This is a genomic window from Subdoligranulum variabile (assembly GCF_025152575.1).
GTDB classification, from domain to species: Bacteria; Bacillota; Clostridia; order Oscillospirales; family Ruminococcaceae; genus Gemmiger; species Gemmiger variabilis.
In genome coordinates, this window is sequence record NZ_CP102293.1 from 1,182,409 (window position 1) to 1,207,457 (window position 25,049).

Annotated in this window: 15 protein-coding genes, 3 tRNA genes and 3 rRNA genes; 10 read left to right on the forward strand and 11 right to left on the reverse strand. The window is 60.1% G+C overall.

Annotation, left to right across the window (positions count from 1 at the left end):
- Positions 1-291 precede the first annotated feature (291 nt).
- The gene (locus tag NQ490_RS05750) at positions 292-645 is read left to right on the forward strand and encodes a helix-turn-helix domain-containing protein (RefSeq protein ID WP_040918423.1); all 354 of its coding nucleotides are present in this window, start codon (positions 292-294) and stop codon (positions 643-645) included.
- A 310-nt stretch (positions 646-955) separates the two neighbouring features.
- Here the strand turns inward: NQ490_RS05750 and NQ490_RS05755 are convergent.
- The 6 genes from NQ490_RS05755 to NQ490_RS05780 all read right to left on the reverse strand — a co-directional run bounded on the left by NQ490_RS05755 (position 956) and on the right by NQ490_RS05780 (position 6,163).
- Positions 956-1,031, reverse strand: a tRNA-Lys gene (locus NQ490_RS05755).
- A 58-nt stretch (positions 1,032-1,089) separates the two neighbouring features.
- Positions 1,090-1,206: ribosomal RNA gene (gene rrf, locus NQ490_RS05760) — 5S ribosomal RNA — on the reverse strand.
- 97 nt (positions 1,207-1,303) lie between these two features.
- A 23S ribosomal RNA gene (locus NQ490_RS05765) occupies positions 1,304-4,135 on the reverse strand.
- A gap of 199 nt (positions 4,136-4,334) precedes the next feature.
- Positions 4,335-4,411: transfer RNA gene (locus NQ490_RS05770), tRNA-Ile, on the reverse strand.
- Between the two features lie 3 nt (positions 4,412-4,414).
- Positions 4,415-4,490: transfer RNA gene (locus NQ490_RS05775), tRNA-Ala, on the reverse strand.
- Between the two features lie 144 nt (positions 4,491-4,634).
- Positions 4,635-6,163, reverse strand: a 16S ribosomal RNA gene (locus tag NQ490_RS05780).
- The 16S, 23S and 5S rRNA genes sit together here with 3 tRNA genes alongside, the layout of an rRNA operon.
- 603 nt (positions 6,164-6,766) lie before the next feature.
- Between NQ490_RS05780 and NQ490_RS05785 the strand changes: the two genes are divergently transcribed.
- From NQ490_RS05785 to NQ490_RS05800, 4 genes are all read left to right on the forward strand, one after another.
- Positions 6,767-7,708 carry a magnesium transporter CorA family protein gene (locus NQ490_RS05785; protein ID WP_007048396.1) on the forward strand — a complete coding sequence of 314 codons (942 nt, stop codon included), beginning with the start codon at positions 6,767-6,769 and terminating at the stop codon, positions 7,706-7,708.
- A gap of 137 nt (positions 7,709-7,845) precedes the next feature.
- Complete coding sequence (gene asnB, locus NQ490_RS05790; RefSeq protein WP_007048395.1) at positions 7,846-9,693, forward strand: asparagine synthase (glutamine-hydrolyzing); 1,848 nt, start codon at positions 7,846-7,848, stop codon at positions 9,691-9,693.
- A gap of 224 nt (positions 9,694-9,917) precedes the next feature.
- Positions 9,918-11,144 (forward strand): carboxylate--amine ligase, encoded by a 1,227-nt coding sequence (locus tag NQ490_RS05795; RefSeq protein ID WP_007048394.1) that lies wholly within the window; start codon positions 9,918-9,920, stop codon positions 11,142-11,144.
- A gap of 7 nt (positions 11,145-11,151) precedes the next feature.
- Positions 11,152-12,612: a UDP-N-acetylmuramoyl-L-alanyl-D-glutamate--2,6-diaminopimelate ligase gene (locus NQ490_RS05800; protein ID WP_007048393.1), complete on the forward strand. Its 1,461-nt coding sequence runs from the start codon at positions 11,152-11,154 to the stop codon at positions 12,610-12,612.
- A gap of 60 nt (positions 12,613-12,672) precedes the next feature.
- Here NQ490_RS05800 and NQ490_RS05805 read toward each other — a convergent pair whose 3' ends face one another.
- A complete protein-coding gene (locus NQ490_RS05805) occupies positions 12,673-14,124 on the reverse strand; it encodes a S1C family serine protease (protein WP_007048392.1) in 1,452 nt (483 codons plus the stop codon).
- A 227-nt stretch (positions 14,125-14,351) separates the two neighbouring features.
- On the opposite strand from NQ490_RS05805, the gene NQ490_RS05810 reads away from it, so the two are divergent.
- Entirely contained in the window at positions 14,352-15,200 is an 849-nt protein-coding gene (locus NQ490_RS05810; protein WP_259951670.1) for a bifunctional GNAT family N-acetyltransferase/class I SAM-dependent methyltransferase, read from the forward strand.
- A gap of 17 nt (positions 15,201-15,217) precedes the next feature.
- Positions 15,218-17,359, forward strand: a complete 2,142-nt coding sequence (locus tag NQ490_RS05815; RefSeq protein ID WP_259951671.1) for an ATP-dependent helicase — start codon at positions 15,218-15,220, stop codon at positions 17,357-17,359.
- Positions 17,360-17,401: 42 nt separating this feature from the next.
- Here NQ490_RS05815 and NQ490_RS05820 read toward each other — a convergent pair whose 3' ends face one another.
- The 3 genes from NQ490_RS05820 to NQ490_RS05830 form a co-directional block, all read right to left on the reverse strand.
- Complete coding sequence (locus tag NQ490_RS05820; RefSeq protein WP_040918700.1) at positions 17,402-18,922, reverse strand: glucosyltransferase domain-containing protein; 1,521 nt, start codon at positions 18,920-18,922, stop codon at positions 17,402-17,404.
- Positions 18,923-19,097: 175 nt separating this feature from the next.
- Positions 19,098-20,702, reverse strand: coding sequence for a phosphoenolpyruvate carboxykinase (ATP) (pckA, locus tag NQ490_RS05825; RefSeq protein ID WP_007048385.1), 1,605 nt, complete (start codon positions 20,700-20,702; stop codon positions 19,098-19,100).
- 256 nt (positions 20,703-20,958) lie between these two features.
- Positions 20,959-22,272 (reverse strand): hypothetical protein, encoded by a 1,314-nt coding sequence (locus tag NQ490_RS05830; protein WP_007048384.1) that lies wholly within the window; start codon positions 22,270-22,272, stop codon positions 20,959-20,961.
- Between the two features lie 167 nt (positions 22,273-22,439).
- On the opposite strand from NQ490_RS05830, the gene NQ490_RS05835 reads away from it, so the two are divergent.
- From NQ490_RS05835 to NQ490_RS05845, 3 genes are all read left to right on the forward strand, one after another.
- The gene (locus tag NQ490_RS05835; RefSeq protein ID WP_007048382.1) at positions 22,440-23,168 is read left to right on the forward strand and encodes a hypothetical protein; all 729 of its coding nucleotides are present in this window, start codon (positions 22,440-22,442) and stop codon (positions 23,166-23,168) included.
- Between the two features lie 3 nt (positions 23,169-23,171).
- The gene (locus tag NQ490_RS05840; RefSeq protein WP_007048381.1) at positions 23,172-23,342 is read left to right on the forward strand and encodes a hypothetical protein; all 171 of its coding nucleotides are present in this window, start codon (positions 23,172-23,174) and stop codon (positions 23,340-23,342) included.
- 100 nt (positions 23,343-23,442) lie between these two features.
- On the forward strand, positions 23,443-24,096 hold the full coding sequence (locus NQ490_RS05845) for a hypothetical protein (protein WP_007048380.1): 654 nt from the start codon (positions 23,443-23,445) through the stop codon (positions 24,094-24,096).
- Between the two features lie 43 nt (positions 24,097-24,139).
- On the opposite strand, the gene NQ490_RS05850 is transcribed toward NQ490_RS05845, so the two are convergent.
- A complete protein-coding gene (locus NQ490_RS05850) occupies positions 24,140-25,027 on the reverse strand; it encodes a LysR family transcriptional regulator (protein WP_007048379.1) in 888 nt (295 codons plus the stop codon).
- Positions 25,028-25,049: the final 22 nt, after the last annotated feature.

Below are 25,049 nucleotides of genomic sequence, written 5' to 3' on the forward strand. Positions count from 1 at the left end.
AATCGACCAGAAGTCAAGAAATTGACTTCTGGTCGATACACGATAAAAAAAGAAGCAACGAGAGTATCACCGTAACAAAATTTGGCTATTGTTTCCCCTTTCCAGATGTTTTATCATCCAAGCGCGTTTTATAATCATTGATTTTTTTCGGAACCACGTAGATGTATTCAATAACAAATCCAACGAATTCGGCCATTGCCTCTACATCATATTGATCTATTTCTAGGTCTTTATCATGAGCGGCTGTAGCAAACACTATAATAAGGCTACAAATTTTAGGGAGGCCTTATTATGAGTCTTGACTACAAATCCATTGGAAAACGAATTCGCCTAATCCGTCATCGCAGGCAAATCTCTCAAGCTATGCTCTCCGAACTTATCGACAAAACACCATCCTACATCAGCTACATAGAGAATGGTTTTAAAAGCATGAGTTTGGAAACATTTGTTCTTATCGCTAATGCCTTGAGAGTATCTCCTACTCAACTCCTGATTGAGCAACTTACCTGCACAGAAATCTATGCAAGTAAGGAAATCACCTTATTGCTCTCTGATTGTAGTCCATATGAAACACTTGTACTATTGGATGTTCTGCAGGCCTTGAAGGTATCACTTCGTGAGCGACATGAACAAAGCGATGAATAAGAAAGCAATTACAAAAAGTTGACAACACTTTATTAACTATGATACACTGTTCGCCGTCACTGTTTGCACTGCCAATTGATTCATCTCAGGCAGGAGGTGATGGTGTATTGGAATTGAGTGAATTGCTTTTGCTTCTTTCCCTCATTGGCGGCACAATATATGCTTCCATTTCTCTGACCATTCAAGTGCTAGAATACAGGAAAAAGAAAAAGGACTGACGCAGGTTACGTCAGTCCATCTTCTCTGTGGTAAACAGTGACCACTCAACAAAGCAGCCAGTAGGGGTGTTCTGCACTCTACTGGCTGCTTCTGGTGCACCATCGGGGACTCGAACCCAGGACCCACTGATTAAGAGTCAGTTGCTCTACCAGCTGAGCTAATGGTGCATATAAAGCAAACTCCGGACCGGGCCCAAGGCTCGGCCCGGAGGCTGCTTTGTAGAGAAGCCGGCATCTACCTATTTTCACAGGCCGTCTCCAGCCAACTATCTTCGGCACAAGTGAGCTTAACTTCTGTGTTCGGAATGGGAACAGGTGGAACCTCACCGTCATCGACACCGGCCATGCATATGACCTTGTCATCTGCTTCTCTTTTGTTGAGGATGTACCCTCAAAACTGAATATCGAACCGCTTTGCAAACAGAGTATCTGATCAAGATGGGGTCAAGCCCTCGACCTATTAGTACACGCTTGCTGAATGGCTCACGCCACTTACACATTGTGCCTATCAACCTTGTAGTCTTCAAGGGGTCTTACCTGATTGACTCAGTGGGATATCTTATCTTAAGGCCGGCTTCACGCTTAGATGCTTTCAGCGTTTATCCGATCCGAACATAGCTGCCCAGCTGTGCCACTGGCGTGACAACTGGTGCACCAGAGGTTCGTCCATCCCGGTCCTCTCGTACTAGGGACAGCGCCTTTCAAATATCCTGCGCCCACGACAGATAGGGACCGAACTGTCTCACGACGTTCTGAACCCAGCTCGCGTACCGCTTTAATTGGCGAACAGCCAAACCCTTGGGACCGAATTCAGCCCCAGGATGCGATGAGCCGACATCGAGGTGCCAAACCTCCCCGTCGATGTGGACTCTTGGGGGAGATCAGCCTGTTATCCCCAGGGTAACTTTTATCCGTTGAGCGATGGCATTTCCACTCACATACCACCGGATCACTAACTCCGACTTTCGTCTCTGCTCGACCCGTCAGTCTCGCAGTCAGGCTCGTTTATGCGTTTGCACTCTTTCATCTGGTTTCCGTCCAGATCGAACGAACCTTTGAACGCCTCCGCTACATTTTAGGAGGCGACCGCCCCAGTCAAACTGCCCACCTGACAATGTCCCCCGCCCTGATTCAAGGGCGCAGGTTAGAATTCCAATGTCGCAAGGATGGTATCCCAACGTCCGCTCCACAAAGGCCAAAGCCTCTGCTTCCTAGCGTCCCATCTATCCTGTGCATGCAACACCGAAACCCAATATCAGGCTACAGTAAAGCTCCATGGGGTCTTTCCGTCTTGTCGCGGGAAACCGGCATCTTCACCGGTACTACAATTTCGCCGGGCGGGCTGTTGAGACAGTGCCCAGATCATTACGCCTTTCATGCGGGTCAGAACTTACCTGACAAGGAATTTCGCTACCTTAGGACCGTTATAGTTACGGCCGCCGTTCACTGGGGCTTCAATTCAATGCTTGCACATCTCCTTTTAACCTTCCAGCACCGGGCAGGCGTCAGCTCGTATACGTCATCTTTCGATTTAGCACAAACCTGTGTTTTTGGTAAACAGTTGCCTGGGCCTATTCTCTGCGGCTCACTCTCGTGAGCACCCCTTATTCCGAAGTTACGGGGTCAACTTGCCGAGTTCCTTAACAACCCTTCTCCCGTTGGCCTTAGAATCTTCTTCCTACCTACCTGTGTCGGTTTGCGGTACGGGCACCTTAGATATACACGCAGCTTTTCTCGCCTCTCATTCAGCCAGACTTCGGTACTAAATTTCCCTCGATCACTACCGGAACCAACACCCGGCTCTGACCTTCAAAAAGTGTCCCTGCGCTTAAATCTTTCGGTGGGGACGGAATCTCTACCGTCTGTGCATCGGCTACGCCTTTCGGCCTCACCTTAGCTCCCGCCTAACTTGGAGCGGACGAACCTTCCTCCAAAAACCTGAGGTTTCCGGCCATGCAGATTCTCACTGCATTCGCGCTACTCATTCCGGCATTCTCACTTCTGTAAACTCCACAGCCGCTTACGCTACTGTTTCTCCGCTTACACAACGCTCCCCTACCCCGCATCTTACGATGCAGCCTAAGCTTCGGTTTGTATCTTAGCCCCGTTAAATTTTCCGCGCAAAGACGCTCGACCAGTGAGCTATTACGCACTCTTTAAATGAGTGGCTGCTTCTGAGCCAACATCCTGGTTGTCTGTGTATTTTCACATCGTTTTCCACTTAGATACAATTTGGGACCTTAGCTGTAGATCTGGGCTGTTTCCCTTTTGACAATGAGATTTATCTCACACTGTCTGACTCCCATGCATCGATACTCCGGCATTCTTAGTTTGATAGGCTTCGCTACCCTCTCGGGCGCTAGGCCATTCAGTGCTTTACCTCCGGGTATCTAACATGAGGCTAGCCCTAAAGCTATTTCGGGGAGAACCAGCTATCTCCGAGTTCGATTGGAATTTCTCCGCTACCCACAATTCATCCGCCGCCTTTTCAACGGAGGTCGGTTCGGCCCTCCATGAAATTTTACTTTCACTTCAGCCTGATCATGGGTAGGTCACCCGGTTTCGGGCCCATTGCACGTTACTGAACGCCCTATTCAGACTCGCTCTCGCTACGCCTCCGCACCTGAAGTGCTTAAGCTCGCAACGTACAATCGCTCGCCGGACCGTTCTACAAAAAGTACCATATCACACGTTGATGTGCTCTATGTGCTTGTAGGCACAAGGTTTCAGGTTCTTTTTCACTCCCCTCCCGGGGTCCTTTTCACCTTTCCTTCACAGTACTATACGCTATCGGTCACTGGGTAGTATTTAGGGTTGGAGGGTGGTCCCCCCATCTTCCGACCAGGTTTCACGTGTCTGGCCGTACTCTGGAACTCGCGCAGCCCTCGCCGTTTTCGCCTACGTGTCTCTCACACTCTCCGGATGGCTTTCCCACACCATTCGGCTAACAGCTTGGGTCCTAAAAGCGGTCCGTACCCCGGAAGGATTTCTCCTTCCGGTTTGCCCTCTTCCGCGTTCGCTCGCCACTACTAACGGAATCTCGGTTGATGTCTCTTCCTCGCCCTACTTAGATGTTTCAGTTCAGGCGGTTCCCCTCCTGCACCTATGGATTCAGTGCAGGATACTGAAGTATGAGCTTCAGTGAGTTTCCTCATTCAGAAATCCCTGGATCAAAGGATGTTTGCTCCTCCCCAAGGCTTATCGCAGCTTACCACGTCTTTCATCGGCTCCCAGTGCCAAGGCATTCTCCTTGCGCCCTTTGTAGCTTGACCGTTGTTTATCTCTCGATAAACATATCTCTTTTCAGATTCTCCATTTGCCAACGAGATTTTACCGCTTGGTGAAATTATAGATTTTATTAAAAAATCAGGAATTTTACTAGCTTAAAATCTCATTTCGCAGTTCTATATTCAGTTTTCAAGGTACTTCCTTGCATAAGGATTTGGGTTACCCAGCACACTGGATAACCAGTGGTGGGCTGAAATGGACTCGAACCATCGACCTCTCGGTTATCAGCCGAGTGCTCTAACCAGCTGAGCTATCAGCCCAAATGGTGGAGATAAAGGGATTCGAACCCTTGACCCCCTGCTTGCAAAGCAGGTGCTCTCCCAACTGAGCTATACCCCCGCGCCTTTACAGCGTTTCGGGTTTCGCTGTCCCTTATGCTTTGAGGTTCGCTTTGCAGCGGCCCTCAAAATTGAACAATACTGAAACTTGTTTCCCTGTCCATTCACTCAAAGACCAGCTTTGACTGAATGTCTGACTCCCTAGAAAGGAGGTGATCCAGCCGCACCTTCCGATACGGCTACCTTGTTACGACTTCACCCCAATCACCAGTTTTACCTTCGGCGGCGTCCTCCTTGCGGTTAGACTACCGACTTCGGGTCCCCCCGGCTCTCATGGTGTGACGGGCGGTGTGTACAAGGCCCGGGAACGTATTCACCGCGGCATGCTGATCCGCGATTACTAGCAATTCCGACTTCATGCAGGCGAGTTGCAGCCTGCAATCTGAACTGAGACGTTGTTTTTGAGTTTTGCTCCACCTCGCGGTCTTGCTTCTCTTTGTTAAACGCCATTGTAGTACGTGTGTAGCCCAGGTCATAAAGGGCATGATGATTTGACGTCATCCCCACCTTCCTCCGTTTTGTCAACGGCAGTCTCGCCAGAGTCCTCTTGCGTAGTAACTGGCAATAAGGGTTGCGCTCGTTGCGGGACTTAACCCAACATCTCACGACACGAGCTGACGACAACCATGCACCACCTGTCTCGATGTCCCGAAGGACTTCATGCATCTCTGCACTATGCATCGGATGTCAAGACCTGGTAAGGTTCTTCGCGTTGCTTCGAATTAAACCACATACTCCACTGCTTGTGCGGGCCCCCGTCAATTCCTTTGAGTTTCAACCTTGCGGTCGTACTCCCCAGGTGGATTACTTATTGTGTTAACTGCGGCACTGAAGGGGTCAATCCTCCAACACCTAGTAATCATCGTTTACGGCATGGACTACCAGGGTATCTAATCCTGTTTGCTACCCATGCTTTCGAGCCTCAGCGTCAGTTGGTGCCCAGTAGGTCGCCTTCGCCACTGGTGTTCCTCCCGATATCTACGCATTCCACCGCTACACCGGGAATTCCACCTACCTCTGCACTACTCAAGGCCAGCAGTTTTGAAAGCAATTTATGGGTTGAGCCCATAGATTTCACTTCCAACTTGCCGGTCCGCCTGCGCTCCCTTTACACCCAGTAATTCCGGACAACGCTTGCACCCTACGTTTTACCGCGGCTGCTGGCACGTAGTTAGCCGGTGCTTTCTTGTTAGGTACCGTCAAGATTCGTCCCTAACGACAGGAGTTTACAATCCGAAAACCTTCTTCCTCCACGCGGCGTCGCTGCATCAGGGTTTCCCCCATTGTGCAATATCCCCCACTGCTGCCTCCCGTAGGAGTCTGGGCCGTGTCTCAGTCCCAATGTGGCCGTTCAACCTCTCAGTCCGGCTACCAATCGTCGCCTTGGTGGGCCGTTACCTCACCAACTAGCTAATTGGACGCGAGTCCATCCTGAAGCGAATAAATCCTTTTCCCTCAGCCCGATGCCGGGCCGTGGGCTTATGCGGTATTAGCAGTCGTTTCCAACTGTTGTCCCCCACTCCAGGGCAGGTTACTCACGCGTTACTCACCCGTTCGCCACTAAGTTAAACCAGTATCCATCCGAAAACTTCAACCGAAATAACTCCGTTCGACTTGCATGTGTTAGGCGCGCCGCCAGCGTTCGTCCTGAGCCAGGATCAAACTCTTTATAAAATGGTATTAAATCACTTTATAAGTGTTTAATCTTGTAAATCACTCAGACACAATCGCTTGCGTCCTGTTTGAATTACTTGTAATTTGGAATTGATTTACGTGGGTTTGGAAACCCACGATAAGGTTCCACAAGTTTCAGTTTTGTTCAATTTTCAAGGTCCTGCTCGCTGTTCGCATCTCGCGTGACAGCCTATTTATTATATCTCGCGAAGTTCCGTTTGTCAAGAACTTTTTTGAGATTTTTTTGAAGTTTTTTCAGGAACCGAAGCTTCCGAAAAGCCCTCAAAGGCTGTTGTTATGCGGTTTTTCAGCGGCTGTCGCGTTCGCTCTCGCGCCGGACAGCCTGACTATAATACCACCCAGAACCCACTTTGTCAACACCTTTTTTCAGTTTTTTTGACAAATTTCGGAGGGCATTTTTGGTTAAACCGCATATCGTGGTTTTATGGGATCCGCACCACAAGAACTGGATCGCCGGGCTGTGGGGGAGCTTTTTGGCTATTATATAAGGTATAGGCGTCATTGTACAAAGGTTTTACTTGCGGTTTGGCTCCAGAGGGCTTATACTGGTAGGGCAGTATAAAAGTACAGGTGGATACGCCCATGATGAAGATTTACCGCACAAGAGACAAACTGCTGACGCGGGCAGACAATATGGAGGAGGGCAGCTGGGTCTGCCTGACGGCCCCCAGTGAGGCCGAGGTGCGCCAGGTGGCCGCCACACTGGACATCGAACCGGACGACCTGTTCGCCGCCACCGACCCGGAAGAGTCGGCCCGTATCAGTCTGGAGGACGGGTACACCGTCATCATCGTGGACATTCCCTATCAGGTCCCCGGCTCCGGGGAGGGCATCTACTCCACCATTCCTATGGGCATTCTGCTGACCCAGGAACTGGTGGTCACCGTCTGTTCGGTGGAGACGCCGGTCATCGGGGATTTCACCTCCTGCCGGGTGAAGGGATTTTCCACCCGGAAAAAGATGCGGTTCGTCTATCAGCTGCTCTACCGTGCCGCCACCATGTACCAGCAGGAGCTGCGGCTCATCGACCGCCGGCGGCAGGCCCTGGAGAAAAACCTGTCCGGTGATCTGCGGGACAGCGACCTGGTGGAACTGCACGGGTTGGAATCCACCCTGGTCTACTTTGCCACCAGTCTGCGGGCCAACGCCACCGTCCTGGACCGGCTGACCCGGTACAAGCGGCTGGAACAGTATCCCGACGACCGGGAACTGCTGGACGACGTCATCGTGGAGATCCGTCAGGCCATTGAGATGACCAGCATCTACCGGGACGATATCAAAGGTACCCGGGAACTGTTCAGCTCCATTCTGGACAACCGCCTGAACAACGCCATGAAATACCTGACCAGCATCACCCTGCTCATGGCCGTGCCCACGGTGGTCAGCGGCCTGTACGGCATGAACGTCTCCTCAGAGGGCATGCCCTTTGCCAGCAGTGCCGCCGGTTTCGGCATCGTGCTGGGGCTGACCCTGGTGATCTGTGTGGTCACCGCCTGGTTCCTGCACAAAAAACATATGTTGTAACGCCGAACCCCTGCCCGGAAAAATCCGGGCGGGGGTTTTCTTTTGGGGGGTGCTGTGGTACAATATACAGATATATGGAGTTTTCTCCGTATGGGAAAGCATAGAGGCAACCTGAACAAGGGAAAGGATAAACGACCATGTGTGGTTTTGTTGGTTTTACCGGGCTGCGCGAAGCGCGTGAGGCGATCCTGCATAAGATGGCAGACCGCATCATCCACCGCGGCCCCGATATGGAAGGGTATCACCTGAGCGGTGACACCCCCGCCACCGCCGTGGCACTGGGTTTCCGCCGGCTGAGCATCATCGACCTGGCGGCGGGCCGCCAGCCCATGTACAACGAGGACGGCACCGTCGTCTGCGTCTTCAACGGCGAGATCTACAACTTCATGGACCTGCGCGCCGAGCTGCAGGCCAAGGGTCACATCTTCAAGACCCACTGCGACACCGAAGTCATCCTCCACGGCTACGAGGAGTACGGCAACAAGCTGGCCGCCATGCTGCGGGGCATGTTCGCCTTCGTGGTCTACGACACCAAGACCAACGTCATGTACGGTGCCCGGGACATCTTCGGCGTCAAGCCCTTCTACTACACCCAGACCGACGCGGGCGAGCTGCTCTTCGGTTCGGAGATCAAGAGCCTGCTGGAGCATCCCGGGTTCCGCCGGGAGGTCAACGCCGAGGCACTGCGCCCCTACCTGACTTTCCAGTACAGCGCCATGAACGAGACCTTCTTCAAGGGCACCTACAAGCTGCCGCCCGCCCACTGGTTTGAGTACAAGGACGGCAAGATGCATATGGAGCGCTACTGGGATGTGGATTTCCGCCACAAGACCGGCATGAGCTTCGAGGACTGTGCCGCCGAGATCGACGCCCGGGTGCGGGAGTCGGTGGCTGCCCACCGCATCAGCGACGTGAAGGTAGGTTCCTTCCTGTCGGGCGGCGTGGATTCCAGCTATATCACCGCCTGCCTGATGCCGGACGACACCTTCTCGGTGGGCTTTGAGACCCCCGACGGCGGCCACAAGTTCGACGAGACCACCGAGGCCGCCGAGCTGTCCGCCAAGCTGGGCATCCACAACTACCGGGAGATGCTCACCAAGGAGCAGTGCCTGGACGCCTTTGCGGACATCCAGTACCACATGGACGAACCCCAGTCCAACCCGTCGTCGGTACCGCTCTACTTCCTGTGCGAGCTGGCCCGCCGCCATGTGACGGTGGTGCTCTCCGGCGAGGGCGCCGACGAGATCTACGCCGGCTACGAGTGGTACGCCGACACCCCGCTGATGCAGAAATACAAGCATCTGCCCCTGGGGCTGCGTCATCTGGCCAGCGATGTGAGCCAGCAGCTGCCCTACTTCAAGGGGCATGACTTCATTATCAAGGGCAGCGGCCGTCCCGAGGACTGGTTCATCGGCCAGGCGCTGGTCTTTACCGAGAAGGAAGCCTACGACATCCTGAAGCCGAAATACCGGGTAGGCCCCACTGCCCGGGAGATCGCCGCGCCCATCTACGACCGGGTGAAGGACCTGCCGGAGCTGGAAAAGAAGCAGTATCTGGACCTGAACCTCTGGCTACCCGGCGACATCCTGCTGAAAGCCGACAAGATGAGCATGGCCCATTCCCTGGAACTGCGGGTGCCCTACCTCGACCGGGAAGTGCTGCGGGAGGCTTCCAGCTATCCCGTGAACTACAAGATTGCCGGCGACACCAAGGCCGTGCTGCGGGCCGCCGCCAACAAGACGCTGCCCGACGCCTGGGCCAACCGCACCAAGAAGGGATTCCCGGTGCCCATCGCCAAGTGGCTGGAGGACCCGGCGTTCTCCGCCAAGGTACGCGCCCGGTTCGAGAGCGATGTAGCCGCCGAGTACTTCGACCAGGACAAGCTGGTGGCCATGCTGGCCGACCCGCGCCACGACCGCCGCAAGATCTGGACGGCCTACACCTTCCTGACCTGGCACGAACAGTTCTTTGAAAAGTGGGCGTGATGCAAGCGCCGCGCGCTTCAAAGAGGGCAACAGCCCCGCACGGCGATGCCTGACGGGTCTGTTTCCCCCTTTGTATTCCCCTTCGACAAAATCGCCCCCAAAACCGCGCACTCGTCGCGAGCTCCTCGCACACAATTTTGGGGGCAATTTCCCTGTAGGTGTCACTGTTGTCGGCACATGTCCGCCAACAGTGACTATATAACCAAGGAGATGCAATTTTTGCTATGAACACCGATCTGATCCCTGTATTCCTGGGTGCCGACCTGAACTGCTACAACTTTGCCCGGGCCTTCCATGAGGCCTACGGCGTGGAGAGCTACGCCTTCGGCCGGTATGCCATGGCCCCCACCAAGTATTCCAAGATCATCCACTTCACCATCGTGCCGGACATCGACAACGAACCCACCATGCTGAAAGTGCTCCACGATTTTGCCAAAGAGCACGCCGGCAAGAAGCTCTATCTGTTCGGCTGCACCGACGACTACGCGGCCATGATCATCCGCCGCAAGGCCGAACTGCCGGAGTATATTGCCCCCGGCCCTGCCGCCGACCTCTACGGTCTGATCCAGAAGAAGGCGGAGTTCTACGAAGTCTGCGACAAGTTCGGCATTCCCTATCCCACCACGAAAGTCCTCACCGCCCCGGCAGACCCTGCCGAGCTCACCGAGGACAAGCTGGGCTTTGCCTACCCGATTATTGTGAAGCCCTCTTCCAGTGTAGCGTATTGGAAATTTCCCTTTGACGGCATGAAGAAGGTCTACACGGCGGCCACCCCTGACGAGGCCGCGGCCATCGTCAGACAGATTTATGCTTCGGGTTACCCCGACAAGATGATCCTGCAGAAGATGGTGCCGGGCGGCGACGACCACATGCGGGTGCTCACCGCCTTCTCCGACGAGAACGGCAAGGTCCGGGCCATGTGCCTGGGCCACACCATGGTGGAGGAGCACACCCCCCACGGGCTGGGCAACCACGCGGCCATCGTCACCGAGGACACCACCGCCCTGCCCCTGGTGGAGAACATCCGCCAGATGCTGGAAGCCTGCCACTACACGGGATTTTCCAACTTCGACATCAAGTGGTCGGGGGAGCCGGGGGATTTCCGGGTCTTTGAGATCAATCTGCGCCAGGGCCGCAGCAACTACTATGTGACGGCCAGCGGCATGAACATTGCGAAACTCGTGGTGGAGAAATGGAACGACGGCGGCACCGACTGCATGCTCAACCGCAACGAGGTATTCTGGCACCATGTACCGGCCCAGGTGGCCTTTACCTACACCGAGGACAAACAGCTGGTGGCCAAAGCCCGGGCGCTGAAAGCCCAGGGCAAGGAAGCCTGCTCGCTGCTCTACAAGCCCGACCTGTGGATGAATCCTGTCCGCTACGCCTGCGTGCTGGAGCAGCTGCGCCGCCAGTTCAAGAAGTTCAAAACCTACTACCCGAAAGGCTGACCCCGCCATGAAACTGAACGAACTCGTTCGCCACATTGATCACACCGGCGCCTCGGACGCCGAGATCACCGCCATCACCTACGACTCCCGCAAGGCGGGACCGGGGGCGCTGTTTGTCTGCCTGGTGGGCGCTTGGATGGACGGCCACACCTTCGCCCGCAGCGCCTACGATCAGGGCTGCCGGGCGTTCCTCGTAGAGCATACGCTGGACCTGCCCGCCGACGTCGCCCAGATCGTGACACAGGATACCCGGGCAGCGCTGGCCGTCATCGGGGCCGATTTCTACGGCAATCCCGCCGAACAGCTGCACATCATCGGCATCACCGGCACCAAGGGCAAGACCACCACGGCGCTGCTGACTTCCGCCATCCTCACCGAGGCGGGACTGTCCTGTGCCTACATCGGTTCCAACGGCGTGAACATCGCCGGGACCCACGAAGCCACCGCCAACACCACCCCGGAAAGCCTGGAACTGCACCGGCTGTTCCGCAAGATGCTGGACGCCAATGTGCACCACGTGGTGCTGGAGGTGAGCAGCCAGGCGCTGCGCCACCACCGGGTGGACGGCATCCCCTTTGAGGTGGTGGCCTTCACCAATCTGTCGGAAGACCACATCGGCCCCGGCGAGCACCCCGATTTCGAGGACTACAAGGCCGCCAAGCGCCGCCTTTTCGCCGAGTACAACGCCCGAGTCATGGTCTACAACGCCGACGATGCCGTCAGCGATTACATGCGGGCGGGCTTTGCCGGGCAGCAGGTCAGCTTCGGCATCGGCCACGACGCCGACTACCGGGCGGTGGACCTGGCCCAGTACCGCAGCGAGACCGCCCTGGGCATCGACTTCACCTGCGAGCACGGCGGCGAAGCCACCCCTGTGCGGGTGATGTCCCCCGGCGCCTTCAGCGCGTCGGACGCTCTGTGCGCCATCGCCCTCTGCGGGGCCTTCGGCGTGACCCCCGACCAGGCCGCCAAAACCCTGGCCCACACCCCGGTGGAGGGCCGCTTTGAGGTGGTGGAGGGTCTGCCCGGCCGCACCTTCATTGTGGACTACTCCCACAACGGGCTGGCCCTGACCAGCGCCCTGAAAACTCTGCGGGCCTACCAGCCCCGCCGTCTGATCTGCGTCTTCGGATCGGTGGGCGGCCGCACCCAGGTGCGCCGCCGGGAACTGGCCGAGGCCGCCAGCGCCTGGGCGGATTACAGCATCCTCACCAGCGACAACCCTGACTTTGAGGATCCCATGAACATTTTGCGGGACATCGATGCCTGCATGGCCCCCGATGCCCTGTACGCCCTGATCCCCGACCGGGCCGAGGCCATCCGCCAGGCGGTGGCCATGGCAGAGCCTGGGGACATCGTCCTCTTTGCGGGCAAAGGCCACGAGGATTACCAGCTCATCCAGGGCAAAAAGGTGCCCTTTGTGGAGCGGGACCTCATCCGGGAAGCCTGCCGTGCCCTGCAGGCGTAACCACACATACAAAAATCCCCCTGCCGGGAAATTCCCGGCAGGGGGATTGCTGTTTACGGGTTACTGGGTGCTGCTGCCCAGGGTGACGGCCAGGGTCAGGACCTTGCCGTCCCGCTCCACCTGCAGGTTGACGGTGTCACCCACATTCTTGTCGGCCAGGTAGCTCTTCACGTTGTTGGAGGAGCTGACCGCCGTATCGTCCACGGCGATGATGCGGTCGCCTGCCTTGACGCCGGCGGCTTCGGCACCGCTGCCCGCGGTGACTTCCACCACATAGACGCCGGTGCTGCTGACACCCAGCTGCTGGGCAGTGTTGGCGTCCTGTACGTCATAGATCTTGACGCCCAGGGCCGGACGGGCCACCGAACCGTTCTCGATGAGCTGGTTGGCGATGTCCATAGCGGAGTTGATGGGGATGGCGAAGCCGATACCCTCGGCCTCGGAGTAGCTGCTCTTGGCGTTGACCACGCCGATGAGTTCGCCGTTGCCGTTGAAGAGGCCGCCGCCCGAGTTGCCCGGGCTGATGGACGCATCGGTCTGGAGCAGGGTCATGTCATTGTCTTCCACGGTGACTTCCCGGTTCAGGGCGCTGATGATACCGTCCGTCACGCTGTTGGAGAGGGTGCCCAGGGGGTTGCCCACGGCCACCACCGTCTCACCCACGGCCAGGGCGTCGCTGTTGCCGATGACCGCCGGGGTCAGGCCGGTGGCGTCGATCTTGATGACCGCGATGTCGGAGGTGGAGTCGGAGCCCACGATGGTAGCGTCATAGCTGTCGCCGGTGCTCAGTTCCACCTTGACACTGGTGGCGCCGCTGACCACATGGGCGCAGGTCAGAATGTAGCCATCCTGGCTGATGATGACGCCGGAACCGGCGCCGCTCTGCACATAGTAGCCGCCGAACCAGGTCTGGGAGCCGCTCATCTGCTCGGTGGTGATGGCCACCACGCTGGGCGAGACCACCGATGCGATCTGCTGGACGCTCATGGTGGTGCCGTCGGTGCTGTTGGCGTTGGTGGCGTCGGAGGTATCACGCTGGACCTGCTGGACAACCACCTGGTTGCCGGTCAGGCCGGTGCGGTTGGCCACAATGGCGCCGCCGAAGCCGCTGCCGAAGCCCAGCACCACGACGCCCACGCCGGCCAGGACACGCAGCAGCACCGGATGGTGCTTTTTCTGCTTCTTGGGGGGCTGCTGGGGGGCGCTGGCGTAGCTGTAGCCGTTGTACCCGCCGTTGCTGCCGCCGCTGAAGCTGCTGGTGTAGCCGTTCGAACCGGTGGAACCGGTGGCGCCGGTGTAGCCGCTGTTCTGCTGCGGAGCGGAGTTGGGGGTGGAGTAATCGGTCTGGGCGGTGTTGGCGGTGTTCATGCCGCTGCTGCCCACATTGGGATAGCTGCTCTGGGCAGCCTGGGTGTTTTCGGTGTGGTTCTGGTCTGCCGGGGGGGTGCCCTGGGGGGTACCCTCGCCCGTTGTATGATTATAAAGGCCGGAGTAATCAAACTCGTTGCTCATACGGGTCCTTCCTTTCGCTTTCTTCTGAGAGGGGGTCTTTTCGCCTTCTCTGCTAAAGAGTATACCCGCGAATTGTGAAATAGGTTTCGCGTGTGCGTGAAAAGAATGTGAAAAGCCGGGCGTTTTTGGCCCGTTCAGCCCTCTTTTTCACACATTTTATCATTTTTGGCAGCACTTGACAATGCCTGCCGGGGCTTGTATCCTGTTCAAAGAGAGAGGTGTGCCCTATGCAGATTCGCCGCGAAGGTCCGGTATATACGCTGTACAAAGAGAAAACACCCATCGGCACGGCGCGGCTGGAACAGGGCGCCGTCCGGGTGGAGATCGACCCGGCCTGGCGCCGCCGGGGCTACGGCAGTTACCTGTTAAAAGAGCTGCTGCGGCACAACGGCGGCCTGGACCCCAAGGCGGAGACCCGGTTCACCGCCCCCCTGCCTGCCGACGACGCCGCCCGGGCACTGGCGGAAAAGTTTGATTTCCGCCCCGACGGCACCCGGCTGGTCCGCCGGCGGGTGCCCGACCTGTCGGCGGTGGGACTCTGCCATGAATTCCTCACTGCCCACCTGGCGCCGGGGGGATTCTGCATCGACGCCACCTGCGGCAACGGCCATGATACCGAATTTCTCTGCCGTCTGGCGGGGCCGCAGGGCAGGGTCCTGGCCCTGGACATCCAGCCCAGGGCCGTGGAGGCCACCAACGCCCGGCTGGCGGCGGCCGGGCTGGACGGCATCGGCCGGGCCGTACAGGCCGACCATGCCCGGCTGGGGGAGCTGGCCGCGCCCGGCAGCGCCGACTGTGTGCTCTTCAACTTCGGGTGGCTGCCGGGGGCGGACCACGAGGTGCACTCCACGGCGGCGGGCAGCATCCCGGCGCTGCAGGCGGCGCTGAAGCTGCTCAAGCCCCGGGGCATCCTGGCCGCCGTGCTCTACAGCGGGCAGGTCATCGGGGACAGCGAAAAGCAGGCCGCCCTGGCCTTTTTCCGTTCCCTGCCGCTGACCCAGTACACCGTGCTGGTCTGCGACTTTGCCAACTGGGCCGACACCGCGCCGCTGCCCTGTTTCATCCTGAAACGCTGAAAGGAGGTCCCCGCCCCGTGGAGGAGCAGCAGTTTTTCCAAGAGCATATGGCGTCCTTCAACGACCAGCAGCGGGCGGCGGTGACCGCCGTGGACGGTCCGGTGCTGCTGCTGGCGGTGCCGGGCAGCGGCAAGACCACCGTGCTGGTGACCCGGCTGGGCTACATGGTGCAGTGCCGGGGCATCCCGCCGGAGTCCATCCTGACCATGACCTACACGGTGGCCGCCACCCGGGAGATGCGCACCCGGTTTGCGGCCCGGTTCGGGGCGGAGCTGGCGGAGCGGCTGCCCTTCCGCACCATCAACGGGGTGTCGGCGGTGATCTTGCAGTATTACAGCCGCCGCTACCACCGGCAGCAGCCCCAGCTCATGACCAACGAGGGGGAACTGACCCGTCTGCTCACCCAGCTCTACCAGCAGGTGGCGGAGGACTACCCCACCGACAGCACCCTCAAGGAGCTGCGCACCGCCATCACCTACATCAAGAACATGGCCCTGGACGAGGAGGGCATCGCGGCCCTGGAGACCGACCTGCCCGATCTGCCCGCCCTCTACCACCGCTACCAGGCGGAGCTGAAGCGCCGGGGCTGGATGGACTACGACGACCAGATGGTCTTTGCCTTGCAGATCCTCAAAGCTGTGCCGGCGGTGCTGGGGTATTTTCAGGACCGGTACCGCTATCTCTGTGTGGACGAATCCCAGGACACTTCCAAGATCCAGCACGAGATCATCGCCCTGCTGGCGGGGCGCTCCCGCAATCTCTTTATGGTGGGGGACGAGGACCAGAGCATCTACGGTTTCCGGGCGGCCTATCCCCAGGCGCTGATGGAGTTTGAGAAGGTGTGGCCGGGCGCCCGGGTGCTGCTGATGGAGCACAACTACCGCTCAGGGACTGAGATCGTGGATGCCGCCAACCACTTTGTGGCGCGCAACCGGTACCGCCGTCCCAAGGTCATGCGGGCCACCTGCGGCGACCAGGGTCCGCTGGAGATCGTAAAGATCACAAAACGGGAGGAACAGTTCACCTGGCTGTTTGAGCGGGTGCGCCGGGGGGAGAAACTGGCGGTGCTCTTCCGCAACAACGAGAGCGCCCTGCCCCTCATTGACCTCTGCGAGCGGCACAGCCTGGCCTACCGGTTCCCCCGCAGCGACCTGACCTTTTTTACCGACAAGATCGTGCTGGACGTGGCGGATCTGCTGCAGCTGGCCCGGCATCCCGCCGACAGCACGCTGTTCATGAAACTCTACTACAAATTCGGGCTGCCCATCGCCCGGCGGCAGGCGGTCTATGCCTGCGGGGCCAGCGGCCGCAGCGGACGGCCCATCCTGGACGAACTGCGGCGCTGTCCCGATCTGAGCCGCCGGGTGCGGGAGGGGCTGGAGGATGTGGTGGCCGCCATGCACCGGCTGCCGGGCCTCACCGCCGCCGAAGCCATCGCCGCCCTGCGGGATGAGGCAGGCTACGGCGCCTACCTGGAGCAGAAACGGATGGACAGCGGCAAACTGTCCATACTGGGATTGCTGGCAGAGCAGGAGCCCACCCCCGACCGGCTGCTGGCCCGGCTGGGAGAACTGCGAGAGCTGCTGGCTGACCGGCAGGACCCCGCCGAAGCGATGCTGACCCTCTCCACCATCCATTCCAGCAAGGGTCTGGAGTATGACAGCGTGGTACTGCTGGATGTGTTTGACGGCATCCTGCCTGCCCAGCTGGAGATCTGCTGCCGCACCCAGGAGGACACCCGCCGCTACGAGGAGGACCGGCGGCTCTACTATGTGGGGATGACCCGGGCCAGGCGGCGGCTGGTACTCTTTGACTGCCCGGCGCTGCCCTCGGTGTTCACCCAGGAGGTGCTCTTCAACCTGCCGGAAGCCCGGGCCGAGCGGGAGCGTCTGGCCGCCCAGGCCGCCCGCCTGCAGACCAAGGCCCCGGCCCCTCTGCCCGCCGTCACCACCGCACCGGCGCCCAAGCTGCCGCCGGTGGATCTGGGGGCACTGTCCCGGGTGGGGGCCGCCGTAAAACACGGGGTGTTCGGGCTGGGCACCGTCACCGAGGTGAACGGCCGTTTTCTGACCATCCGCTTCATGGACGGCCGGGAGCGCCGCCTGGACGGTCCCACGGTGGCCGAGCATCACCTGCTGGAACCGGTACAGGAGCCATAAAAACCCCTTCCGCTGCCGGCGCAGCGGAAGGGGTTTGGTTTTTCAGCGGAAAGAAATCAGGATCTTGTTTCCCGACCGGTAGCAATCATAGAGGGAATTTTGCAGCAGCCGGTTTTCGTCGGTGCAGGCCGCCTTGTCGGCATCGGTGAGATCCACGATCTTCAATCCATGCTGCAGGTAGTGGTAGACCCAGGCACCGCCGATCCAGTTGCTGTTGTTGAAATACGGCAGAATCAGCTCCCCGAAAAGCGGATACATATTGGTGAACTGCTGCATTTGGCGCGGGCTCGGCGGGTCCCCCATAAAGCTCAGCTGATCGTACGTCTCTGCGCTGTTGATGGTCTCACAGTCATGGGCGATCTGGGTCACCAGATAGACCTCATAGTCCTTCTGACATTTCAGCGCATTGCCATAGGCGTAACCATAGCAGAACTGGCAGAACAGACAGGCCCCCAGCAGTACCCCGGCCACCGCCCGGCGGTGGGGCAGCGCCCGCAGCCACAGCAGACCGATGAACAGCATCGCCCCGCCGGCGGCAAGAAGGAGCCGCGGCGCAAAAGGTACGCTCTGCAGCGCGGTCAGCGGCAGATAACTGGCCAACAGGACGGCAAACGGTGCCGCCAGCAGCAGAAGACATCCCAACAGTTTCCGGACAGGGGCCGCCTTGCTTTGCCGCCAGAATCTCCACAGCGCTGCGGCGACCGCCCCGGCCACTGCCAGCAGCAGGGCGGTGCGGTAGGCCACCGGAAACTGGAGCAGCCGCGTTTCTATATAGCGAGCGCCTTCCAAAAGATGCGATACCATGGTGCGGAGAGCGCCGATGCCGCCAACCGTCTGGGAGGCATTCTGCTGCCATCCTTCCTGATTCATCAGCCGGGGCGCGATGCCTTTCAGGTAAACCAGAGCCCCTGCTCCAATCCCGCCCAGGCGCCAGACTTCCGGCCAAAGGCAGGGCAAACGTCCACGCAGCGGTTCCCCGCTGCCCAGCCAGTCCACAAGCCAGAACACACCCCAAACGCCCGCCAGCACCAGAAACATCCCGGCACCGGGCTGGTACAGACTCATCACAAGTACCGCACACACCGCCCCGGCCACCGCCAGCCGGGGGCCGCCAAGGGTTGCCGGCAGAGCGTAGAGCACAAAACAAATCGCCACCGCCAGCAGCATGGTCAGGCAGTCAAATTTATAGGAAAGATTGGCCAGAGCAAAAGGATTTGTCAGCACGAACCCCAACGACACCGTGGCAAGAGCGCTGCCGCGCAGAGCCGGGAACGCCTGCCGGGCATAGAGCGTCATGGCATAGGCCAGCACCGCCACCCCAAGCAGCAGAGGCAGCGGGGACACATCGATCACCGTGCTACCGCCGCCCGCCAACAGTTCCATGATCCACTCGGTAAGGGGACGGCCGTCCCCGACCCAACCGCCGGCGCCATACACTGCCCGGGCCAGATCATCCTGATAATACCGGTCTGCCAGGAGAATGGGCAGCACATAGATCAGGCCGCCCCCTGCCAGCAGCGCAAAGCGCCGCCGCTCCGGGGCCTCCAGTTTCCACCATTGCATGGAGTTCCTCCTCTGTGCAGGGCCGTATTCCACTGTTCCGGCCTGCCGTTTTCTGTTTTTCAGTATACCACGTCTCTCCCCTCCGGCGCAACGGCGCAGCACCACAAAACCCCCGCCCTGCATGGCAGGACGGGGGTTTTCAGGTTATGGATTCGTCAGGCGTCAGCCGCAGCGATTACAGCTGGGGACCGGCGGCAACCAGAGCCTTGCCGGCCTCGTTGCTCTCGTACTTGACGAAGTTCTTCTGGAAGCGGGAAGCCAGATCCTTGGCCTTCTCCTCCCACTGGGAAGCATCGGCGTAAGTGTCGCGAGGATCGAGGATCTTCGGATCGACGCCGGGCAGCTCGGTGGGCACTTCGAAGTTGAAGTAGGGGATGGTCTTGGTGGGCGCGGTCTTGATGGAGCCATCCAGGATGGCGTCGATGATGCCGCGGGTATCCTTGATGGAGATGCGCTTGCCGGTGCCGTTCCAGCCGGTGTTGACCAGGTAGGCCTTGGCGCCGCTGACCTTCATCTTCTTGACCAGCTCCTCAGCATACTTGGTGGGATGCAGTTCCAGGAAGGCCTGGCCGAAGCAGGCGGAGAAGGTGGGAGTGGGCTCGGTGATGCCGCGCTCGGTGCCGGCCAGCTTGGCGGTGAAGCCGGACAGGAAGTAGTACTCGGTCTGCTCCGGAGTCAGGATGGAGACCGGGGGCAGCACGCCGAAGGCGTCCGCAGACAGGAAGATGACGTTCTTGGCAGCGGGAGCCGCGGAGACGGGACGGACGATCTTCTCGATGTGATCGATGGGGTAGGACACACGGGTGTTCTCGGTCACGCTCTTGTCGTTGAAGTCGATCTTGCCGTTCTCGTCCAGGGTGACGTTCTCCAGCAGGGCGTTGCGCTTGATGGCGTTGTAGATGTCGGGCTCGGAATCCTTGTCCAGGTTGATGACCTTGGCGTAGCAGCCGCCCTCGAAGTTGAAGACGCCGTTGTCGTCCCAGCCGTGCTCGTCATCGCCGATGAGCAGGCGCTTCGGGTCGGTGGACAGGGTGGTCTTGCCGGTGCCGGACAGGCCGAAGAAGATGGCGGTGTTCTCGCCGTTCATATCGGTGTTGGCGGAGCAGTGCATGGAGGCAATGCCCTTCAGCGGCAGGAAGTAGTTCATCATGGAGAACATGCCCTTCTTCATCTCGCCGCCGTACCAGGTGTTCAGGATGACCTGCTCACGGCTGGTGATGTTGAAGACGACCGCGGTCTCGGAGTTGAGGCCCAGTTCCTTGTAGTTCTCCACCTTGGCCTTGGAAGCGTTGTAGACCACGAAGTCGGGCTCGAAGTTCTCCAGCTCCTCGGCGGTGGGCTTGATGAACATGTTGGTCACGAAGTGTGCCTGCCAGGCCACTTCCATGATGAAGCGGATGGCCATGCGGGTATCCTTGTTGGCGCCGCAGAAGGCATCCACCACGAACAGGCGCTTGTTGGACAGCTCGTTCACGGCCAGCTTCTTGCAGGCATCCCAGGCTTCCTTGGAAGCGGGCTTGTTGTCGTTCTTGTAGCCCTCGGAAGTCCACCACACGGTGTCCTTGGAGTTCTCGTCCATGACGATGAACTTATCCTTGGGGGAACGGCCGGTGTAGATGCCGGTCATGACGTTGACCGCACCCAGTTCGCTGACCTGGCCCTTTTCGTAGCCTTCCAGACCGGGCTTGGTCTCCTCGGCGAAGAGTTCGTCATAAGAGGGGTTGTACACGATCTCGGTCGTGCCGCTGATGCCGTACTTGGTAAGATCCAGCTTTGCCATGTTACATATACCTCTTTCTCTATACATTTGGCCGGGACGATCCGGCGGCCGGCAGGGCCGCCGACCGTTTGGAATGGGGAACAGCCGGCCCTTGTCCCCCATGTTACCTTTATTATACATGATTCGCCGTCAAAAGCAAGGTAAAAAACCTTTAAAAAATTGTGACTTTTCCACTTTTTGCCGGGTTTTTCCGGGGGTGTTTCCGCCCCGCGGACAAAGGAAATCCCGTCCCCCGAAGCGGGGGACGGGCAGCAGGTCACACCGTCAGATCGCCCACGAGCATACTGCCCGCCGTGTCGATGGCGTAGACCGTATATTTCCGGTTTTCTCCCTGGGGGTCCAGCCGCAGACCGCCCTCGTCCGGCGCCACGAAGTGGAAGGTCCGGTGGGCGGTGGTGGCATGGGGCTTGTCGTCGGGAGTGCTCCAGGCCAGCACCCCGCCGTTTTCGCAGAAATCGTCCCCCAGCAGATGGAGCTCGCCGTTGCTGTACAGCCGGTAGACCCCGGGGGCCGCCGGCCCCGCCGGGCGCACCCAGACACTGCCCCGGGCCGGGCCGGTGCGGGCATCCTCGGTGGGACGGGCCCGCATGAGCAGCGCCACATTGTCCCAGGCCACCAGGAAATCGTCCAGGGGCATCTCGGTCTCGGCGTCAAAGTCGGCCTCCCCGGCCCAGGGGTCGCAGAGCAGCACCTGGGAGGCGCCGCCCGCCATCCGGAAGCCCCGCACCGCCACAAAGCGGCGCTCGGGGTAGCCCTGGGCGATCTGGGCGGGGGTGGATTCCAGCGCCACCACCGAGCCGTATCCCTGGCGCACTTCCTCCCGCAGGGTGCCCAGGCCGCACCAGTTCACCCAGGTGGGGAAGCCCCAGCAGCCCGCAGCCGCCGCGGCAAAGCCCAGGTTGCGGGGGTCCTGGGCGTCGGGGGTCCGCCAGTCCCGCAGGACCTGGGCGAACTCCTCCGGCAGCAGATCGGCGCCCCAGCGGTTGGTCAGGCTGGCCAGGCTGATGGCCAGGTCCATCCAGGGATGCAGCGCCTTCGCCCGACGGCCCATCACATAGGGCATCAGGTGCAGGGTGCGGTTCACCGGGCGGCCCCGGGCGGGAATGACTCCCACCGCCCGCACACTGGCCCCCAGCAGATGCACCGCTGGAGTGACCTTCTCCTGCTTGGTGTACAGATAGATCCGCAGCTGGGCTTGGGTGGCCCGCTTGCTGTCCAGCCGCAGCAGGTCGGAGCCCATCCGCAGCGGGCCGCGCTCCTGCTCCGGGGTGCCTTCCCGCCGGAGGTAGGGGCTCCATTTGCCGAACCCCACCCAGGCGGACCAGTTGCCGTCCACCAGCACCCGGGCCTGGGCCTCCACGGCGGTGCCGGGGGGCGAGGTGGCGTTCCAGCTCACCCAGAGGGCATCAAACAGCGGCAGGGGGATGGCGGCACTGGTGTAGCAGCCGTAGGGCACATAGCTGCCCTGGACCAGGTCCAGCACGATGCTGCCCCCCGCCACCGTCACGTTGTCCAGCTCGCCGCGCATGAACGCTTCGGTATCGCGCAGCAGCAGGGTGTTTTTCTCCATACAGGCACCGTCCTCTCCCCTTCCCGCGCGCCGCGGCGCGGGATCTTTCTTCCATCATACCGATTTTATTCCCGCTTTGCAAGGCTGTGTTAAAAATAGTTTACAAATCCCGGCGCGATTTGTGGTAGAATAAGGAGAATGTGAAATATAAAGGAGTTGGCTTTCCTATGGCATGGGTCACCAAGAGCAGCGACGAACAGTACGCCCCCGAACCCGCCCCCCGCGAATACACCAAACAGGAGAAGGCCGCCAACTGGTGGCACTACCACAAGATCCTTGTGCTGGTGGTGGTCATTCTGCTGGGTCTGCTGGCCTGGATCATCCATGATATGTTTTTCCGGGTGCAGCCGGACTTCCAGATCGGCTACGTGGGCCCCCGCAACCTGTCCGAAGCCACGGCGGAAGCGCTGGAGCAGGCGCTGATCCCCTACGTGAGCGACCGCAACGGCGACGGCCAGGTGATCGTACAGCTGGACCAGTACCTGGTGGATTTTGCCCCCGACAGCGCCGATCCCTACAGCCAGCTGGCGGGCACCACCCAGCTGACGGCGGCTCTGGCGGAAGGCAGCGAGGTCTATCTGTTCCTGCTGGAGGATCCCGCCGGGTTTGAGAGCCAGACCCAGGCCTTGCAGTACACCGACGGCACTCTGCCCGGGGAGGATGACCTGGACAACTGGCAGCAGATGGTCTACCGCTGGCAGGACTGCCCGCTGCTGGCGGGGCTGGACCTGGGGGAGGTTGCCACCGGGGAGAACAGCGTTTCCGGCCAGTCGCTGCTGGACGGGCTGTACATCGGCTGCCGGGGCAACTGGTACGACGAGGTGCCGGAGGCCTACACCGTGAACAGCGGCCTGTGGGCCACCCTGACCGCCGGGGCGGTCCCGGTGGAGGGCTGAGCCATGCGCGCAGGCCCCAAACTCCGGGCATATCTGCGGCGGCTGCGGAAAAAGCCGGTGCCGCCGCCCTCCAGAACGCCGCTGCCCGACAATCCCTACCACCGCTGTTTCACGGCCAACCGCAGTTTTGAGGAGCTGGCCCGGGGACGGAAAAATCCCACGCCCCGGGACTGAACCGGCCTTGCGCCGTCCGCCCTGTTTCGGCAGGTTTGGCGGGCGGCTTTTTGTACAATAGGTCCCGTATTCATTCTTTACTTACAGAAGGGACCTTTGTATGCTGCAAACTTTGGAACGAACCACCACCTTTGACGCCCGGATGCTGCTGCCCGCCGACCGGGAGGCGCTGCTGACCCTCTGCGGGGAGGGCGGCCTGCCCCAGCTGCCCCGGGATGCCCTGAACACCGCCCTGGCCAGCGGGCGGATCCTGGGGGACTTTGCGGGGAGCGATACGCTGCAGGCCGCGGCGGCCTTGCTGCCCCTCTACGACGACGAGACCCTGCCCGCCAGTCTGCGGGCCGCCGGCTACGGTGCCGACGGCCAGGGTGCCGTGCTCACCGAACCGCTGACGGCGGAGCACTATACCCAGCTGCGGCAGTTCCTGCGCACGGCGCTGCGGCTGGCCACCGCCCGCTACGCCAGCTACCACGTCTGGGCCGTGCAGCCCCTGGACGCCGACGCGCTGCCCCGGTGCGAGGACCTGTGTGCCCAGTACCTTTCGGCGGGGCTGACCCTGCGGGCCGTGCGGCCTATGGCCGGGGCCAACATGATGGTCTTTTCGGCCCGGGGGCTGCCCCACTGGCGGGAGCCCTACCGGCACCTGCACCTCAATGACCCCGCCCTGCCCCGGATGCTGGAGCGGGGCTATGCCGTGGGGGATTTCGGCTGGGGACCGGGCGGCATGGAACTGGTGCTGCGGTCCTCCTCCTGACAAACGAAACACCGGGCGTGCCCTTGCGGGCACGCCCGGTGTTTTATGCTTTCTGCAGCGGGAAGGCCGCCAGGAATTCCTTCACATAGTCGTCCTTGCCCTGCTTGCGGCAGGCCACCCCGAAGGTCAGCGTGCCGCCCCCCGGCTCGAAGGGACGGCGGACCAGTGTGTCGGGCAGTTCCTGGGTGTAGAACTCCGGGAAGAGGGCCACGCCGTAGCCGCACTCCGCCAGCAGGATGCCCGAACGGTCGCTCTCGCAGTGGATGTCCATATGGTTGAGGCCATGGTCGATGATCCAGTCCCGCAGGCGGCCGCCGCCCTCAAAGGGCACCATCTTGGGATGGAGCGTCAGGATCCGCTGGTCCTGCAGGTCGGCATAGTGCAGTTCCCCCTTCTGCGCCAGGGGCGAATCCGCCGGCAGCACGGCGTAGAGCAGCGCTTCGGCCACCGGGTGGAACTCACAGCCCGGCAGCTTGCGGATCATGTTGCGGGTGCAGAGCATGACATCCAGCTGCTCGGCCTCGAACATATTTTTCAGACTGAAATAGTCCTGCAGGTGCACGATGGGGTTGAACCCAGGATACCGCTGCCCCAGCGCCCGCAGGGGCGGCTTGAGGTACTGCAGCTCGGTGCTGCTGGTGCACCCGATATGGAACAGCCGCACCGCCGTATGGGCGGCGTCGTGGAGCTTTTTCTGGGCGATCTCGATCTTGGCCAGGATCTCCTTGGCGTCGTTGTAAAAGCCCCGGCCCGCCTCGGTCAGCCGCACCATCTTGGAGTTGCGGATGAGCAGCGCCGTGCCCAGCTCCGCCTCCAGCGTCTGGATGTGATGGGTCACCGTGGGCGGCGACAGGAACAGTTCCTCCGCCGCCTTGGTGAAGTTGAGCCGGTCTGCCACACAGACAAAGCACAGCAGCTGCTGGGTATTCATAGCCGTTTTCCCTCCCGCGGGT

Bases quoted from the DNA above. Each gene is read 5' to 3' on its own strand.
- NQ490_RS05750 (WP_040918423.1), top strand. From the start codon at position 292: ATGAGTCTTGACTACAAATCCATTGGAAAACGAATTCGCCTAATCCGT.
- NQ490_RS05785 (WP_007048396.1), top strand. From the start codon at position 6,767: ATGATGAAGATTTACCGCACAAGAGACAAACTGCTGACGCGGGCAGAC.
- asnB (WP_007048395.1), top strand. From the start codon at position 7,846: ATGTGTGGTTTTGTTGGTTTTACCGGGCTGCGCGAAGCGCGTGAGGCG.
- NQ490_RS05795 (WP_007048394.1), top strand. From the start codon at position 9,918: ATGAACACCGATCTGATCCCTGTATTCCTGGGTGCCGACCTGAACTGC.
- NQ490_RS05800 (WP_007048393.1), top strand. From the start codon at position 11,152: ATGAAACTGAACGAACTCGTTCGCCACATTGATCACACCGGCGCCTCG.
- NQ490_RS05805 (WP_007048392.1), bottom strand. From the start codon at position 14,124: ATGAGCAACGAGTTTGATTACTCCGGCCTTTATAATCATACAACGGGC.
- NQ490_RS05810 (WP_259951670.1), top strand. From the start codon at position 14,352: ATGCAGATTCGCCGCGAAGGTCCGGTATATACGCTGTACAAAGAGAAA.
- NQ490_RS05820 (WP_040918700.1), bottom strand. From the start codon at position 18,922: ATGCAATGGTGGAAACTGGAGGCCCCGGAGCGGCGGCGCTTTGCGCTG.
- pckA (WP_007048385.1), bottom strand. From the start codon at position 20,702: ATGGCAAAGCTGGATCTTACCAAGTACGGCATCAGCGGCACGACCGAG.
- NQ490_RS05830 (WP_007048384.1), bottom strand. From the start codon at position 22,272: ATGGAGAAAAACACCCTGCTGCTGCGCGATACCGAAGCGTTCATGCGC.
- NQ490_RS05835 (WP_007048382.1), top strand. From the start codon at position 22,440: ATGGCATGGGTCACCAAGAGCAGCGACGAACAGTACGCCCCCGAACCC.
- NQ490_RS05840 (WP_007048381.1), top strand. From the start codon at position 23,172: ATGCGCGCAGGCCCCAAACTCCGGGCATATCTGCGGCGGCTGCGGAAA.
- NQ490_RS05845 (WP_007048380.1), top strand. From the start codon at position 23,443: ATGCTGCAAACTTTGGAACGAACCACCACCTTTGACGCCCGGATGCTG.
- NQ490_RS05850 (WP_007048379.1), bottom strand. From the start codon at position 25,027: ATGAATACCCAGCAGCTGCTGTGCTTTGTCTGTGTGGCAGACCGGCTC.